At 63.9% G+C, this 14,885-nt stretch carries 18 protein-coding genes; 12 read left to right on the top strand and 6 right to left on the bottom strand.

Features of this window, described 5'->3' with window-relative positions:
- Window positions 1-57: 57 nt before the first annotated feature.
- From hslU to hslV, 3 genes are read right to left on the bottom strand one after another with little or no spacing between them, the layout of a single operon-like run.
- The gene (gene hslU / locus SS05631_RS17930; RefSeq protein WP_037418570.1) at window positions 58-1,362 is read right to left on the bottom strand and encodes an ATP-dependent protease ATPase subunit HslU; all 1,305 of its coding nucleotides are present in this window, start codon (window positions 1,360-1,362) and stop codon (window positions 58-60) included.
- Window positions 1,359-1,880 carry a GNAT family N-acetyltransferase gene (locus tag SS05631_RS17925; RefSeq protein WP_037418567.1) on the bottom strand — a complete coding sequence of 174 codons (522 nt, stop codon included), beginning with the start codon at window positions 1,878-1,880 and terminating at the stop codon, window positions 1,359-1,361. The genes hslU and SS05631_RS17925 overlap by 4 nt, the downstream gene beginning before the upstream one ends.
- On the bottom strand, window positions 1,870-2,427 hold the full coding sequence (gene hslV, locus SS05631_RS17920; protein WP_050988249.1) for an ATP-dependent protease subunit HslV: 558 nt from the start codon (window positions 2,425-2,427) through the stop codon (window positions 1,870-1,872). The genes SS05631_RS17925 and hslV overlap by 11 nt, the downstream gene beginning before the upstream one ends.
- Window positions 2,428-2,709: 282 nt before the next feature.
- On the opposite strand from hslV, the gene hisB reads away from it, so the two are divergent.
- From hisB to coaA, 7 genes are read left to right on the top strand one after another with little or no spacing between them, the layout of a single operon-like run.
- A complete protein-coding gene (hisB, locus tag SS05631_RS17915; protein ID WP_037418564.1) occupies window positions 2,710-3,318 on the top strand; it encodes an imidazoleglycerol-phosphate dehydratase HisB in 609 nt (202 codons plus the stop codon).
- Window positions 3,319-3,342: 24 nt separating this feature from the next.
- Window positions 3,343-3,819 carry a DUF2628 domain-containing protein gene (locus SS05631_RS17910; RefSeq protein ID WP_037418561.1) on the top strand — a complete coding sequence of 159 codons (477 nt, stop codon included), beginning with the start codon at window positions 3,343-3,345 and terminating at the stop codon, window positions 3,817-3,819.
- The gene (hisH, locus tag SS05631_RS17905) at window positions 3,819-4,469 is read left to right on the top strand and encodes an imidazole glycerol phosphate synthase subunit HisH (RefSeq protein ID WP_037418558.1); all 651 of its coding nucleotides are present in this window, start codon (window positions 3,819-3,821) and stop codon (window positions 4,467-4,469) included. The genes SS05631_RS17910 and hisH overlap by 1 nt, the downstream gene beginning before the upstream one ends.
- 29 nt (window positions 4,470-4,498) lie before the next feature.
- Window positions 4,499-5,236 (top strand): 1-(5-phosphoribosyl)-5-[(5-phosphoribosylamino)methylideneamino]imidazole-4-carboxamide isomerase, encoded by a 738-nt coding sequence (gene hisA / locus SS05631_RS17900; RefSeq protein WP_037418556.1) that lies wholly within the window; start codon window positions 4,499-4,501, stop codon window positions 5,234-5,236.
- A 4-nt stretch (window positions 5,237-5,240) separates the two neighbouring features.
- The gene (hisF, locus tag SS05631_RS17895) at window positions 5,241-6,017 is read left to right on the top strand and encodes an imidazole glycerol phosphate synthase subunit HisF (RefSeq protein WP_037418553.1); all 777 of its coding nucleotides are present in this window, start codon (window positions 5,241-5,243) and stop codon (window positions 6,015-6,017) included.
- 12 nt (window positions 6,018-6,029) lie between these two features.
- Window positions 6,030-6,353, top strand: coding sequence for a phosphoribosyl-ATP diphosphatase (locus SS05631_RS17890; protein WP_037418551.1), 324 nt, complete (start codon window positions 6,030-6,032; stop codon window positions 6,351-6,353).
- Window positions 6,350-7,345, top strand: coding sequence for a type I pantothenate kinase (gene coaA, locus SS05631_RS17885; RefSeq protein ID WP_037418549.1), 996 nt, complete (start codon window positions 6,350-6,352; stop codon window positions 7,343-7,345). The genes SS05631_RS17890 and coaA overlap by 4 nt, the downstream gene beginning before the upstream one ends.
- 177 nt (window positions 7,346-7,522) lie before the next feature.
- On the opposite strand, the gene SS05631_RS17880 is transcribed toward coaA, so the two are convergent.
- The 3 genes from SS05631_RS17880 to SS05631_RS17870 form a co-directional block, all read right to left on the bottom strand.
- Window positions 7,523-8,134 (bottom strand): alpha-ketoglutarate-dependent dioxygenase AlkB, encoded by a 612-nt coding sequence (locus tag SS05631_RS17880; RefSeq protein WP_037418546.1) that lies wholly within the window; start codon window positions 8,132-8,134, stop codon window positions 7,523-7,525.
- 124 nt (window positions 8,135-8,258) lie between these two features.
- On the bottom strand, window positions 8,259-8,693 hold the full coding sequence (gene arfB, locus SS05631_RS17875) for an alternative ribosome rescue aminoacyl-tRNA hydrolase ArfB (protein ID WP_037418543.1): 435 nt from the start codon (window positions 8,691-8,693) through the stop codon (window positions 8,259-8,261).
- 113 nt (window positions 8,694-8,806) lie between these two features.
- Entirely contained in the window at window positions 8,807-10,417 is a 1,611-nt protein-coding gene (locus SS05631_RS17870) for a phosphoenolpyruvate carboxykinase (RefSeq protein WP_037418540.1), read from the bottom strand.
- A gap of 333 nt (window positions 10,418-10,750) precedes the next feature.
- Here SS05631_RS17870 and chvI point away from each other — a divergent pair, with 333 nt between their 5' ends.
- From chvI to SS05631_RS17845, 5 genes are all read left to right on the top strand, one after another.
- Complete coding sequence (gene chvI, locus SS05631_RS17865) at window positions 10,751-11,476, top strand: two-component system response regulator ChvI (protein WP_037418537.1); 726 nt, start codon at window positions 10,751-10,753, stop codon at window positions 11,474-11,476.
- A gap of 348 nt (window positions 11,477-11,824) precedes the next feature.
- Entirely contained in the window at window positions 11,825-13,558 is a 1,734-nt protein-coding gene (locus SS05631_RS17860; protein WP_234819770.1) for a sensor histidine kinase, read from the top strand.
- On the top strand, window positions 13,555-14,013 hold the full coding sequence (locus SS05631_RS17855; RefSeq protein ID WP_037418532.1) for a serine kinase: 459 nt from the start codon (window positions 13,555-13,557) through the stop codon (window positions 14,011-14,013). Before SS05631_RS17860 ends, SS05631_RS17855 begins: the two co-directional genes overlap by 4 nt.
- 155 nt (window positions 14,014-14,168) lie before the next feature.
- Window positions 14,169-14,570, top strand: coding sequence for a PTS sugar transporter subunit IIA (locus SS05631_RS17850; RefSeq protein ID WP_037418529.1), 402 nt, complete (start codon window positions 14,169-14,171; stop codon window positions 14,568-14,570).
- Window positions 14,570-14,860, top strand: a complete 291-nt coding sequence (locus SS05631_RS17845) for an HPr family phosphocarrier protein (protein ID WP_037418526.1) — start codon at window positions 14,570-14,572, stop codon at window positions 14,858-14,860. The genes SS05631_RS17850 and SS05631_RS17845 overlap by 1 nt, the downstream gene beginning before the upstream one ends.
- Window positions 14,861-14,885: the final 25 nt, after the last annotated feature.

Raw genomic sequence — 14,885 nt, 5'->3', positions numbered from 1 at the left:
CAGGCGCCCCACAAGGCGGTGATCGGCACGATTTGGCGCGCGACTGCAGCGCCGGCGTCACAGAATGTAGCGTGACAGGTCCGTGTTGGCGGCCAGATCTCCAACATGCTTGCGGACATAGTCGGCATCGATCATCAGCGTGTCGCCGCCTCGATCGGGCGCGTTGAAGGAGATCTCGTCGAGGACACGCTCCATCACCGTCTGCAGGCGCCGGGCGCCGATGTTCTCGACATTGGCGTTGAGCTGCACGGCGACCTCGGCGAGGGCGTCGATTGCATCCTCGGTGAAGTCGAGCGCCACGCCCTCGGTCTCCAGCAGCGCCTTGTATTGGCGGATGAGGCTCGCCTCGGTCTCCGTCAGAATGCGGCGGAAGTCCTCCTTGGTGAGCGCCCGCAGTTCGACCCGGATCGGCAGGCGGCCCTGCAGCTCGGGCAGCAGGTCCGACGGCTTCGACACGTGGAAGGCGCCGGAGGCGATGAAGAGGATGTGATCGGTCTTCACCGGCCCGTATTTCGTCGCGACCGTCGTACCCTCGACCAGCGGCAACAGGTCCCGCTGGACGCCCTCGCGCGAGACGCCGGCGCCCATGCCGCCGTCGCGGGCGGCGATCTTGTCGATCTCGTCAAGGAAGACAATGCCGTCGTTCTCCGCCGCCGCCATCGCCTCGCGCTGGATCTGCTCGTTGTCGAGCAGCTTGTCGGATTCGTCGTTGACGAGAAAGTCATAGGAATCCTTGACCGTCGTCTTGATTTTCTTCGTCCTGCCACCGAGCGCCTTGCCGAACATTTCGGAGAGGTTCAAGACGCCGATATTGGCGCCGGGCATGCCGGGGATCTCGAAGCCGCCCGGGGCGCCAGTTTCGGCCACGTCGATCTCGATCTCCTTGTCGTCGAGCTCGTTGGCCCTCAGCTTCTTGCGGAAGGAATCGCGGGTCGCCGGCGACGCCGTCGTGCCGACCAGCGCGTCGAGCACGCGCTCCTCGGCGTTCTGATGCGCCTTCGCCTTGACTTCGGTGCGCTTCTTCTCGCGCACCAGCGTAATGCCCACCTCGACGAGATCGCGGACGATCTGTTCGACGTCGCGCCCGACATAGCCGACCTCGGTAAACTTGGTGGCCTCCACCTTGACGAACGGCGCGCCGGCAAGCTTGGCGAGACGGCGGGAAATTTCCGTCTTGCCGACGCCGGTCGGGCCGATCATCAGGATGTTCTTCGGCATGACCTCGTCGCGCAGCTCGTCGCTGAGCTGCTGGCGGCGCCAGCGGTTGCGCAAGGCAATGGCGACGGCGCGCTTCGCGTCCTTCTGGCCGATGATGTAGCGGTCGAGCTCGGAAACGATCTCTCTCGGGGAAAAATTGGTCATGAAGTCCTCTCAAACTCGGTCCGCGTCAGTTCCATCAGCAGGGTGCGACCGGACTCGTCTATCCATTCGGCGAAGGGCACGAAACCGGCCTTCGCATAGGCTCTGACCGCTCGGCGGTTGCCGGCATCCGGATCGATGACGATGCGGGCGGCGCCCTTTTCGAACAGTCTTCCGGCAAAGGCCTTAAGCGCGAGGGCCGCGACGCCCTTGCCGGTCATTTCAGGGGGGCCGATGAAGATATCGACACCGGGCGTGTCGGACGACAGGTCCCTCGCCCAGGGTTCCTCGTCATATTGCGAGGGGGTCCAGGACTGAATGTAACCGGCCGGTTCGCCGCTCAGGCGGAAGATGAAGCCGTCGACCTCTCCGGTGGCGCAACCCTCGCGGATCAGTCCCAGTTCCACGTCCGGGTCGCCCCACCATTGTCGGACATGCGGCTCCGAAAGCCAGGCAAGGAGCATCGGCAGGTGGCGCTCGGCCACCGGCTCGAAGCTGACCTCTGCCCCGTCAGTCGGCATCCAGCGTCTCCATGACCACATTGTGGTTGGTATAGACGCAGATGTCTCCGGCGATCTGCAGGGCACGCCGGGCGATCTCCTCGGCCGACTTGTCGCTGTCCATCAGGGCGCGCGCCGCCGCGTAGGCGAAGTTTCCGCCGGAACCGATGGCGATCGTTCCGTGCTCGGGCTCGAGCACGTCGCCATTGCCGGTGATCGCCAGCGTCACCGACTTGTCGGCGACCAGCATCATCGCCTCGAGATTGCGCAGATATTTGTTGGTCCGCCAGTCCTTGGCGAGTTCGACGGCGGCCCGCATCAGCTGGTCGGGATACTGTTCGAGCTTCGCCTCGAGACGCTCCAGAAGCGTAAACGCGTCCGCCGTCGCGCCGGCAAAACCGGCGATCACGTCGCCCTTGGAGAGGCGCCGGACCTTGCGCGCATTGCCCTTCATGACTGTCTGGCCGAGGCTCACCTGACCGTCGCCCGCCATCACCACCTTGCCGTCCTTGCGCACCGTGATGATGGTGGTGGCATGCATCGTTCCGTAGGGATTGTGTTCGCTCATCAAATACCTGTCGGCCCCGGAGGCGAGGCGTTGCGGCTCAAGAAGAACCTGGTTGCTTGAGGCCTATGTAAGTCGGCTCTGCGCGATTGCAAATGGGCAGGAGAAATCACCGACAGCGGCCCCTTTCCATCCGGATCGCGCCCGCCGGCTGACGCCGATCGAATCTCCGTCGCAGTTCTGGATATTTCGCGCCCCGCCTGATATGGAGCGGCTCGGGAACGGACCGGTCGGCGGAAGGCTCGCCGCCCGCTCCGATCTATCGAGTGCAGACAGGAGAGCCTGATGGCAGACGTGACGCTGAGCCGCACCGGCCAGGTTTCGCGAAAGACGAATGAAACGGCCGTGTCCGTCTCCGTCAATATCGACGGCACGGGCGTGTCGAAGATTGCGACCGGCGTCGGCTTCTTCGATCACATGCTCGACCAGCTCGCGCGCCATTCGCTGATCGACATGGAGATCAAGACGGAGGGCGACCTCCATGTCGACGATCACCATACCGTCGAGGATACCGGCATCGCCATCGGCCAGGCGATCGCCAAGGCGCTCGGCGATCGCCGCGGCATCACCCGCTATGCCTCGCTCGATCTCGCCATGGATGAGACGATGACGCGCGCCGCCGTCGATGTCTCCGGCCGGCCGTTTCTCGTCTGGAACGTGACCTTCATCTCGCCGAAGATCGGCACCTTCGACACCGAGCTGGTGCGCGAATTCTTCCAGGCGCTCGCCCAGCACGCCGGCATCACGCTTCATGTGCAGAACATCTACGGCGCCAACAACCATCATATCGCCGAGACCTGCTTCAAATCCGTCGCCCGCGTGCTGCGCACGGCAACCGAAATCGACCCGCGCCAGGCTGGACGCGTTCCCTCGACGAAGGGCACGCTCGCCTGAGCCGGCCAAGACTGGCTGAAGACCATGGCCTCCTACCTGATCATGACCCCGCCCGGTGCCGCGGCCGACGACGAGAGGGCGCGGTTCATCGCCGACGGCTTTTCCTGGGCGGCGTTTTTCTTCCCGGCCCTCTGGCTGATCGCCAAGCGGGCCTGGCTCCTCGGAATCTCCGTTGCCGTTCTGCAAATTGTGTTCATCCTTCTGTCTGAGGTCCCCGGATGCTTCACCGCCGCGCTGATCATGCAGCTCGCGCTCAGCCTCCTGGTATCGCTGGAGGGGCCGCTTTTTGTCGCCCGAAAACTCGCGGCGGAAGATTGGACGCTTCGTTCGATCGTTCCGGCCCGCAACATCGAGACCGCCGAGGAGATCTACTTCTCGAACGCGACGGCGACGACGCACCACCAAAGCGCAACTCCGTTGCAGTCGAACGACTGGTCGAGCTCCGGACGGCCGGAAAGTGCCGCCGGACTGGGCTTCTTTGAATCCTATGGAGAGCGCTGATGCGGGTCGCCATCATTGACTACGGCTCGGGCAACCTGCGCTCGGCCACCAAAGCCTTCGAGCGGGCGGCGCGCGAAGCCGGCATCGACGCCGACATCGACCTGACCGACAGGCCGGAACGGGTGGCCTCGGCCGATCGGATCGTGCTGCCGGGCGTCGGCGCCTATGCCGATTGCCGCCGTGGCCTCGACGTCGTCGAGGGGATGGAAGAGGCGCTCAAGCAAGCGGTCGAAGCGGCCGGACGGCCCTTCCTCGGCATCTGCGTCGGCATGCAGCTCATGTCTTCGCGCGGCCTCGAAAAGACGATCACTGAAGGGTTCGGCTGGATTCCCGGCGATGTCGTGGAGATGACGCCCGCGGACGCGTCGCTGAAGATCCCGCAAATCGGCTGGAACACGCTGAGACTCCATCGGCCGCACGCGCTCTTCGAGGGCATTCCGACCGGGGAGACCGGGTTGCACGCCTATTTCGTGCATTCCTATCACCTCGCTGCGGAAAACCCCGAGCACATCATCGCCGAGACGGAGTATGGCGGGCCGGTGACGGCCTTCGTCGCAAGCGGCAACCGGGCCGGTGCGCAGTTCCACCCGGAAAAGAGCCAGACCCTCGGCCTCGCCCTCATCTCGAATTTCCTGCGTTGGAAGCCCTGAGGCTCCCGCCACCTGATCGGACGAACCAAATGATTCTCTTCCCCGCGATCGACCTCAAGGACGGCCAATGCGTGCGCCTGAAGCTCGGCGACATGGATCAGGCAACCGTCTACAATCCTGATCCCGCCGCCCAGGCCCGCGCCTTCGAGGAACAGGGCTTCGAATGGCTGCATGTCGTCGACCTGAACGGCGCCTTTGCCGGCGAGACGGTGAACGGGGCAGCGGTCGACGCCATCCTCAAGGCGACCAAGAACCCGGTGCAGCTCGGCGGCGGAATCCGCACCCTCGATCATATCGAGAACTGGCTTTCGCGCGGGTTGAAGCGCGTCATTCTCGGCACTGTCGCGGTGCGCGATCCGGCGCTGGTGATCGAGGCCTGCCGCAAGTTCCCCGGCCGGGTGGCGGTCGGTATCGACGCCAAGGGCGGCAAGGTGGCGGTCGAAGGCTGGGCGGAGGCCTCCGAACTCGGCGTGATCGAGCTTGCGAAGAAGTTCGAAGGCGCCGGCGTTTCGGCGATCATCTATACCGACATCGACCGCGACGGCATCCTGACCGGCATCAACTGGGATTCGACCCTGGAACTCGCCAACGCAGTTTCCATTCCGGTCATCGCCTCCGGCGGCCTCGCCTCGATGGACGACATCCGCCGGTTGACGCAGCCAGATGCCGCAAAGCTCGAAGGAGCGATCTCCGGCCGGGCGCTCTATGACGGGCGGATCGATCCGAAGGAAGCGCTAGACTTGATCCGCGCCGCGCGAAAGGGATGAGACCATGACCCTCAAAGCCCGCGTAATCCCATGCCTCGACGTCAAGGACGGCCGCGTCGTCAAGGGCGTCAATTTCGTCGACCTCATCGATGCCGGCGATCCGGTGGAAGCGGCAAAGGCCTATGACGCCGCCGGCGCCGACGAGCTCTGCTTCCTCGACATCACCGCCTCTTCCGACAATCGCGAGACGATCTTCGACGTCGTCGCCCGCACCGCCGAGCAATGCTTCATGCCGCTGACCGTCGGCGGCGGCGTGCGCCAGGTGGCGGATATCCGCAAGCTGCTGCTTGCCGGCGCCGACAAGGTGTCGATCAACACGGCGGCCGTGAAGAACCCGGATTTCGTCGCCGAGGCCGCCGACAAGTTCGGCAACCAGTGCATCGTCGTCGCCATCGACGCGAAGAAGGTCTCGGCTGCGGGCGAAATGGACCGCTGGGAGATCTTTACCCATGGCGGGCGGCAGCCGACCGGCATCGACGCGATAGAGTTCGCTCGGAAGGTCGTCGACCTCGGTGCCGGCGAAATCCTGCTGACCTCCATGGATCGCGACGGCACCAAGAGCGGCTACGACATCGCGCTGACGCGCGCCATCGCCGATGCGGTGCGGGCACCGGTCATCGCGTCCGGCGGCGTCGGAACGCTCGACCACATGGTCGACGGCATTCGCGACGGCCATGCGACGGCGGTGCTTGCCGCCTCCATCTTCCACTTCGGCACCTACAGCATCGGCGAGGCGAAGCGCTACATGGCCGAGCGCGGCATCGCCATGCGACTCGATTGAAGGAATTTCGTGATGAGCGAATTCACCCTTTCAGACCTCGAAAAGATCGTCGCATCGCGCGCCAAGGCGGCGCCGGAGGAGTCCTGGACGGCCAAGCTGGTGGCGGCCGGGCGGCCGAAGGCGGCGAAGAAACTCGGCGAAGAGGCGGTCGAGGCGGTGATCGCGGCGGTCACCGGCGACCGCAAGAATCTGATCGATGAGAGCGCCGATCTCCTCTATCATCTTATGGTCGTATTGAATATCGCCTCCGTCCCGTTGCAGGATGTGATGAGCGAACTGGCCAGGCGGACGAGCCAGTCCGGCCTGCAGGAGAAGGCAAACCGGCAGAATCCATGAGCATCGCCGCGAAAGACTTTGAATCGGCCGACATCCCCGGCAATCTCACGGGGGGTGAATTTTCCCCCTACCACGTCTTCTCCGCCGAGGAATGGTCGCGCTTTCGCGCCGATACGCCGCTGACGCTGACGGCCGAGGAGGTCAAGCGGCTGCGCTCGCTCAACGACCCGGTCGACCTCGGCGAGGTGCGTCGAATCTATCTGTCGCTGTCGCGGCTGCTCTCCGCCCATGTGGAAGCGTCGCAGATCCTCTTCCAGCAGCGCAAGCGGTTCCTCAGCATGTCGGACGAGACGAAGACCCCTTTCGTCATCGGCATTGCCGGCTCCGTCGCCGTCGGCAAGTCGACAACCGCCCGTATCCTCGCCGAACTCCTAGCGCGCTGGCCCTCGAGCCCGAAGGTCGATCTGATCACCACCGATGGCTTCCTCTATCCGAACGCGATCCTGCAGCGGGAAAACATGATGGATCGCAAGGGCTTCCCGGAGAGCTACGACATCGGCGCGCTGCTGCGCTTTCTCTCGGCGATCAAGGCCGGCCGGCCGAACGTCAAGGCGCCGACCTATTCGCACCTGACCTATGACGTCATTCCCGACCAATTCCAGGTCATCGACCGGCCGGACATCCTGATCTTCGAGGGGATCAACGTGCTGCAGTCACGCGACCTGCCGGCCGACGGCAAGATCGTCCCGATGGTTTCGGACTTCTTCGATTTTTCGATCTATATCGACGCCGAGGAAAGCCTGATCCACAACTGGTATGTGAGCCGCTTCATGCGGCTGCGCGAAACGGCCTTCCAGAATCCGCAATCCTTCTTCCATCGCTATTCAACGATCAGCGAGGACGCGGCGCGGGCGATCGCCGAGGGCCTCTGGCACAACATCAACCTGAAGAACCTGCATCAGAACATCCAGCCGACCAGGCCGCGTGCCGATCTGATCCTGCAGAAGGGCCCCAATCACCTGACGCAGACGGTGGCGCTGAGGAAGCTCTAAACCGTCACGACAGGTCGAAATAAGTTCCCCTCCCCAACAAGGGGGACGGGCTTTGCGCCCGCTGCCCCCGACCGCCATTTTCCCGGGGCTCGACCCCGCCGCAATGTTGCAGAGGGCGCGGCAGGTTAAGCCCTCCCCCTTGTGGGGAGGGGTTGGGGAGGGGTCTTGTCAAGAGCTCTATGGATTGACCCGCCGCAGCGTCAGATTGAGGCGGCCGCCGTTCTTCAATAGCGTCGAGGTGTTCGGATAGATGCGGTCGACGCCGTGAAAGGCCAGCCGTCCCTCGCCGCCGAGGACGACGATGTCGCCGCTTTCGAGCTTGAACGAGCTGGTCTGGCCGCCGCGCGTCCGGCCGCCGACGCGGAAAAGACAGCTATCGCCGAGCGAAATCGAGACGACGGCCGTTTCCAGGTCGCGCTCGTCCCGGTCCTGATGCAAACCCATCCGGGCCTCGGCGGAATAGAAGTTGACGAGACATGCCTCGGGCTGTTTGTCGCTCGCCGAAACCGCCCGCCAGATGTCGATCAGGGCATCGGGAATCGGCGGCCAGCGCTCGCCGGTGACCGGATGATGCGGCTGATAACGGTAGCCGCCGTCGCGATCGGTGACCCAGCCGAGCGAGCCGCAATTGGTCATCCGCACCGACATAGGCTTACCGGTTTTCGGCATTTCCGGAATATAGAGCGGCGCCGCGGCGACGACGTCGCGGATGGCCTCCACAAGCTCCTCCTGGCGCGACCGGTCGAGATAGCCGGGAATATGCCTGACGCCTTTCGGCAGCACCTGCATTGCGATACCCCTGTCGGTCAATATCGTGGCTCGTTCGCCCGCGGAGGGCCACGCGAAGCGCTCGATAGGATGTAGCGCCCGCTGTTCCTGAGGACTACCCGAAAGCTGCGATGTCTGGGCGGCCTCAATCGCCGGCCGGGCGGCCGCGCAGCTTCTTGATCTCGCCGCGGCCGGATTTCTCCTTTAGCCGCCGCTCGATCGAACCGCGCGTGGGCTTGGTCTTCTTGCGCGGCGGGGGCGGCGGTTCGGCGGCCTTCAGGATCAATTCCTTCAGGCGGTCGCGGGCGTCCTCGCGGTTGCGCTCCTGGCTGCGAAAGCGGCTGGCCTCGATCATCAGCACGCCGTCCTTCGAAACCCGGCGGCCGGCAAGCTTCAGGGCATTGGCCTTGACGCGATCGGACATCGATGGCGAGGCCTGGATGTCGAAGAAGAGCTGGACGGCGGTCGACACCTTGTTGACGTTCTGGCCGCCGGGGCCGCCGGCCAGCACGAATTGCTCCGTCAGCTCCCAGCCGGCAATAACGATGTTTTCGCTGATGTAAAGCGGTTCGCTGGCCATGTCTGCTCCTTACCGGTCTATCGCACAGAGTCGTGCGTTTGAGAACGGCTCGGAGACAAAACGTGAAACCCGGCCACAAGGACCGGGTTTCACGTGAATCATGGCCAAGAGTCTTATTCAGCGGCGAGCCTGGTGCCGGGAGCCGCATCGCGCACGCTGCCGTCGACATGGCTCTCGAACTTGGCGAAGTTGGCGATGAACATGTCGACCAGCCGGCGGGCCTGGGCATCATAGGCCGAACCGTCAGCCCAGGTGGAACGCGGGTCGAGAATGCGGTCGTCGACGCCAGGCACCGCGACCGGCACCGCGAAGCCGAAATTCGCGTCCGTGCGGAAGGAGGCGCTGTTCAGCGACCCGTCGAGCGCGGCCGAAAGAAGGGCGCGCGTCACCTTGATCGGCATGCGGCTGCCTGTGCCATAGGCGCCGCCAGTCCAGCCGGTGTTGACGAGCCAGCAGGTGACGCCGTTCCTGGCGATCAGGTCTTTGAGCAGGTTGCCGTATTCGGACGGATGGCGCGGCATGAAGGGAGCGCCGAAGCAGGTCGAGAAGGTCGCCTCCGGTTCGGTCACGCCCTTTTCCGTGCCGGCCACCTTGGCGGTGTAGCCGGACAGGAAGTGGTACATGGCCTGTTCCGGCGTCAGCTTGGCGATCGGCGGCAGGACGCCGAAGGCATCCGCCGTCAGCATGATGATCGTGCGCGGCTGCGGCGCCGTGCCGGTCTCGCTGGCATTCGGAATGAAGTCGAGCGGATAGGCGATGCGGGTGTTTTCCGTCAACGAGCCATTGTCGAAGTCGGGTGCGCGCCGCTCGTCGAGAACGACGTTTTCCATCACCGTGCCGAAGCGCCGCGTCGTCGCGAAAATCTCCGGCTCGGCCGCTTCCGACAGGCGGATCGCCTTGGCGTAGCAACCGCCCTCGAAATTGAAGACGCCCGTTTCGCCCCAGCCATGCTCGTCATCGCCGATCAGCGTGCGGTTCGGATCGGCCGAAAGCGTCGTCTTGCCGGTGCCGGAGAGGCCGAAGAAGATCGCCGTGTCGCCGGCCGGGCCGACATTCGCCGAGCAGTGCATCGGCATGACGTCCTTCTTCGGCAGCAGATAGTTGAGCACGGTGAAGACCGATTTCTTCATCTCGCCGGCATAGGACGTGCCGCCGATCAGCACGAGGCCCTTGGTCAGGTCGCAGGCAATGATCGTCTCGCTGCGGCAGCCATGGCGCGCCGGATCGGCCTTGAAGCTCGGCAGATCGATGATCGTCAGCTTCGGCAGGAACGTCGCCAGCGCCTGGCGCGGCGGACGGATCAAGAGATTGCGGATGAACAACGAATGCCAGGCATATTCGGTGACGACACGCGTCGGCAGAGCATTCTCTGCATCGGCACCGCCGACGAGGTCTTGCACATAGAGCGACATGCCCTTGGCATGCGCCAGCATGTCCTGGCGCAGAAGCTCGAATTTCTCCGGCGAGATGGCGCTGTTGTTATCCCACCAGATCTGATCGGTTGTCGCCGCATCGCGCACGACATACTTGTCCTTGGGCGAGCGGCCGGTGTGCTGACCGGTGCGGGCGCAGAGCGCCCCATGGGACGTCAATTGCGCCTCGCTGCGGCGAAGGGCTTCCTCATAAAGCTCCGCTGCCTCGAAGTTGTAGCGAACGACCGAGAGGTCGGAAAAACCGATCGTTTCCAATCCGTTCGAGGGGTTGCGGGTGCCGAGTTGCTCCATGGTCAAGCTTCCTTCGTCTCTGGCCAATGGCGTTGAATTTCCTTGGAACATACCGGCTCGGTTTGCTCAAGACAAGATAGCTAAGCCTAAAAGAATAATGATATCAGTATATTAATCGATTTAAAGAATATTATGCGTTTTTTAATCGGTTGAACCGCGACTTGCTGATGTCAATTCGGGACGTTCCCCGCAGGCCGTGCCGGTCCGCGCTTTTTGCGCTTCGCCACAATTTGTTCCACCTTTATACTCAAGTAACGCAGCCGTGACTCGCGCGGCCGCCGCTTCGAAGAGCGGATGCCGGCGCCGGACCCATAAAGACGGAGTTGAAACACGATGCAGACCATCGCGCTTGTCGATGACGACCGCAACATCCTGACATCGGTATCCATCGCGCTGGAAGCCGAGGGCTACAAGGTCGAAACCTATACCGATGGCGCTTCCGCGCTCGAGGGCCTTTTGGCGCGCCCGCCGCATCTGGCGATCTTCGATATCAAGATGCCGCGCATGGACGGCATGGAACTCCTGCGGCGGCTCCGGCAGAAGTCCGACCTGCCGGTGATCTTCCTAACGTCGAAGGACGAGGAGATCGACGAGCTCTTCGGCTTGAAGATGGGCGCCGACGATTTCATCACGAAACCCTTCTCGCAGCGGCTGCTGGTCGAGCGCGTCAAGGCGATCCTGCGCCGCGCACCGGCCCGCGACGCTGCAGCAGCCGGGGCCGTTGGCCTCGCCAAGACCGCCGATGCGCCGTCGCGCTCGCTGGAGCGCGGGCAGCTGGTGATGGACCAGGAGCGGCACACCTGCACCTGGAAGAGCGAACCTGTCACGCTCACCGTCACCGAATTTCTCATCCTGCATTCGCTGGCGCAGCGCCCCGGCGTGGTGAAGAGCCGCGACGCGCTGATGGATGCCGCCTATGACGAGCAGGTCTATGTGGACGACCGGACGATCGACAGCCACATCAAGCGGCTTCGCAAGAAGTTCAAGATGGTCGACGGCGACTTCGATATGATCGAGACGCTCTACGGCGTCGGCTATCGCTTCCGAGAGACCGCCTGAGGGCGGGGCTTGCCTTCGCGTCGAATGTGGATCATTGAGAACCGGCGCGGCGGCCGAACGCGGTTCTGGATCGCGCCAAGCCGCCTCGAGCGGTTCTGAATCGCAAGTTGCGACCATTTCCGCCAGGGCCGTCGGCTTTGCCGCCAGATGTTTGACCTCAAGCCGTAACTTCGGCGCTCCGATCGCGGCAACGGCGGGCGGACGGCCGGGGATGCGGTGAGGGGCGGCAGGTCGGCCCTGGCCGGCCCCGCAAAACGAAACGGACGGCGAAATTCGTCGCGGGAGCAAGAAGACTTGGTAGAAGTCTTGCAGGGCGAGATCGAAGATTCGGACGGGCGGTCGTCGGCGCTGCGCGGGAAGCGTCGATGGGCGCATCCGTTCACGCTGATCCGGCGGCTGTTCGGCAATGCGGTCTTCTCCAGCCTGACGCGGCGCATCGTCTTCTTCAACCTCGTCGCACTCGTCGTCCTGGTCGGCGGCATCATGTATCTGAACCAGTTCCGCGAGGGCTTGATCGACGCCCGCGTCGAAAGCCTGCTGACCCAGGGCGAAATCATCGCCGGCGCCATCTCCGCCTCGGCCTCGGTCGACACGAACTCGATCACCATCGATCCGCAGAAACTGCTCGAACTGCAGGCCGGCGAGAGCATCACCCCGCTGCCGAGCGACGAGGATCTGGAATTCCCGATCATCCAGGAGCGGGTCGCGCCGGTTCTCAGGCGCTTGATCTCGCCGACGCGGACGCGCGCCCGCCTGTTCGATGCCGACGCCGATCTTCTGCTCGATTCGCGCCACCTCTATAGCGGCGGCCAGGTGCTCCGTTTCGACCTGCCGCCGGTCGATCCTGAGACGTCGAGCTTTTCGGAGAAGTTCAGCACCTGGTTCAACCGCCTGCTGCAGCCGGGCGACCTGCCGCTCTACAGGGAGCCGCCCGGCGGCAACGGCTCCATCTATCCGGAGGTGATGAACGCGCTGACCGGCGTACGTGGCGCCGTCGTGCGCGTTACCGAAAAGGGCGAGCTGATCGTGTCCGTGGCAGTACCGGTGCAACGCTTCCGCGCGGTGCTCGGGGTGCTGCTGCTCTCCACCCAGGCGGGCGACATCGACAAGATCGTCCATGCGGAACGCCTGGCGATCATCCGCGTCTTCGGCGTCGCAGCGCTCGTCAACGTCATTCTGTCGCTGCTCCTGTCATCGACCATCGCCAATCCCTTGCGCAGACTGTCGGCCGCGGCCATACGCGTGCGTCGCGGCGGCGCCAAGGAGCGCGAGGAAATCCCGGACTTCTCCTCCCGTCAGGACGAGATTGGCAATCTCTCGGTGGCGCTGCGGGAAATGACGACGGCACTCTACGATCGTATCGCGGCGATCGAGAACTTCGCCGCCGATGTCAGCCACGAGCTCAAGAATCCGCTCACCTCGCTCCGGAGCGCCGTCGAGACCCTGCCGCTGGCGCGCAACGAGGACTCGAAAAAGCGGCTGCTCGATATCATCCAGCACGACGTCCGGCGCCTCGACCGGCTGATCAGCGACATTTCCGACGCTTCGCGGCTCGATGCCGAACTGGCGCGCAGCGACGCGAAGAAGATCGACCTGGAAACGCTGCTGGGCGACCTGGTCGACATTTCCCGGCAGATCCGCGGCAAGAAGAAGCCCGTGCTCTTCGACCTGGTCGTCGACCGCAAGGACAATCCGAAGGCAAATTTCATCGTCAGCGGCTATGAGCTGCGCATTGGACAGATCATCACCAATCTCATCGAGAACGCCCGCTCCTTCGTGCCGGAGCCAAACGGCCGGATCGTCTTGCGGCTCACCCGTTCGCGATCGCGCTGCCTCGTCTATGTCGAGGACAACGGCCCCGGCATCCAGGCGGAAGACATCGACCGGATTTTCGAGCGCTTCTATACCGACCGGCCGGAGGGTGAGGATTTCGGCCAGAATTCCGGCCTTGGCCTGTCCATTTCGCGCCAGATCGCCGAGGCGCATGGCGGCACACTCAAGGCGGAAAACATCGTCGACAGAAGTGGAGCGGTAACCGGCGCCCGCTTCATCCTTTCCCTTCCCGCCGAGCCGCACGCGTGAACGGCCCGGCCTGCAACATTCACGGCACCGCGATCGTGCTCGGCACGACCGGCTTTCTCATCACCGGCCCTTCCGGATCAGGAAAGTCCGCCCTGGCGCTCGCCTGCATCTCCGAGGTCAGGCGCCGCGGCCGCTTCGCGGCCCTCGTCGCCGACGACAGGGTGGACCTGACGCTCGCAAACGGGCGGATCGTGGCGCGCTGCCCGCCAGCGATCCGCGGCCTGATCGAGGTCCGCGGCAGCGGCATAGCGGAGGTCGAAACCCTCTCCGCCTGCGTGCTCGACTGGGCGATCCTGCCGGTGCGCGCGCCTTTCGATCCGCGCCTGCCGCCCGAACAGGAGGAACTGCAGCTGGAGATTGGAAGGAGCCTGCCGATGCTGCGCGCTCCGATTGAAGCCATGCTCTCGCCGATGGATGCCCTTGCGGCGCTCTTGCCTGAAAAATTAGTCCTTTAGCCTTATAGGGAGGCAGGGCGACTGCTTTTTCGGCATTTTTGGCTTGCACTTCGGCTTTTCCTTGCCAAGATGGCCGCCCCAATAGGTGGACGAAATTGCTGCATTGCGATATCTGACCATCGACGAGTTGCACTGCAGTTGGAGCAAAGATACCCATGATCGGACTTGTGCTTGTCACTCATGGCAAGCTGGCGGATGAGTTTCGGCTTGCTTTGGAGCATGTCGTCGGTCCGCAAAGAGCTATCGAGACGGTGTGCATCGGCCCCGAGGACGACATGGACCAGCGGCGTCAGGATATCCTCGACGCTGTCGAAAGTGCCGACGAAGGCAACGGCGTCATCATCCTGACCGACATGTTCGGCGGCACGCCCTCCAATCTCGCCATTTCCGTGATGCGCAGCGGCATCGTCGAAGTGATCGCCGGCGTCAACCTGCCGATGCTGATCAAGCTCGCGGGCGTCCGCGGCGAAAGCGACATGGACAAGGCCCTCGTCGAGGCGTCCGAGGCGGGCCGCAAATACATCAACGTCGCCAGCCGGGTCCTGAGCGGAAAATAATGGACCACCTCTCCGAAACGGCGCTGACGCGCGAACTGCTGATCGTCAACAAGCGCGGCCTGCATGCACGGGCCTCGGCGAAATTCGTGCAGACGGTCGAGGCTTACGACGCCGAGATCACGGTCTCGAAGGACGGCATGACCGTCGGCGGAACTTCGATCATGGGGCTGATGATGCTGGCCGCCAGCACCGGATGCACGGTCTTCGTCACCGCAAGCGGCAACCAAGCCGAGGAGGCGCTCAACGCCCTCGACGCGCTGGTGCGCGACAAGTTCGGCGAGGAAATGTGAGCCGCTGCCGCGGCGCGGACACGCA

This window comes from Sinorhizobium sp. CCBAU 05631 (assembly GCF_002288505.1).
Classification (GTDB): Bacteria; Pseudomonadota; Alphaproteobacteria; order Rhizobiales; family Rhizobiaceae; genus Sinorhizobium; species Sinorhizobium fredii_C.
This window is presented reverse-complemented; position numbering and strand designations above follow the sequence as displayed.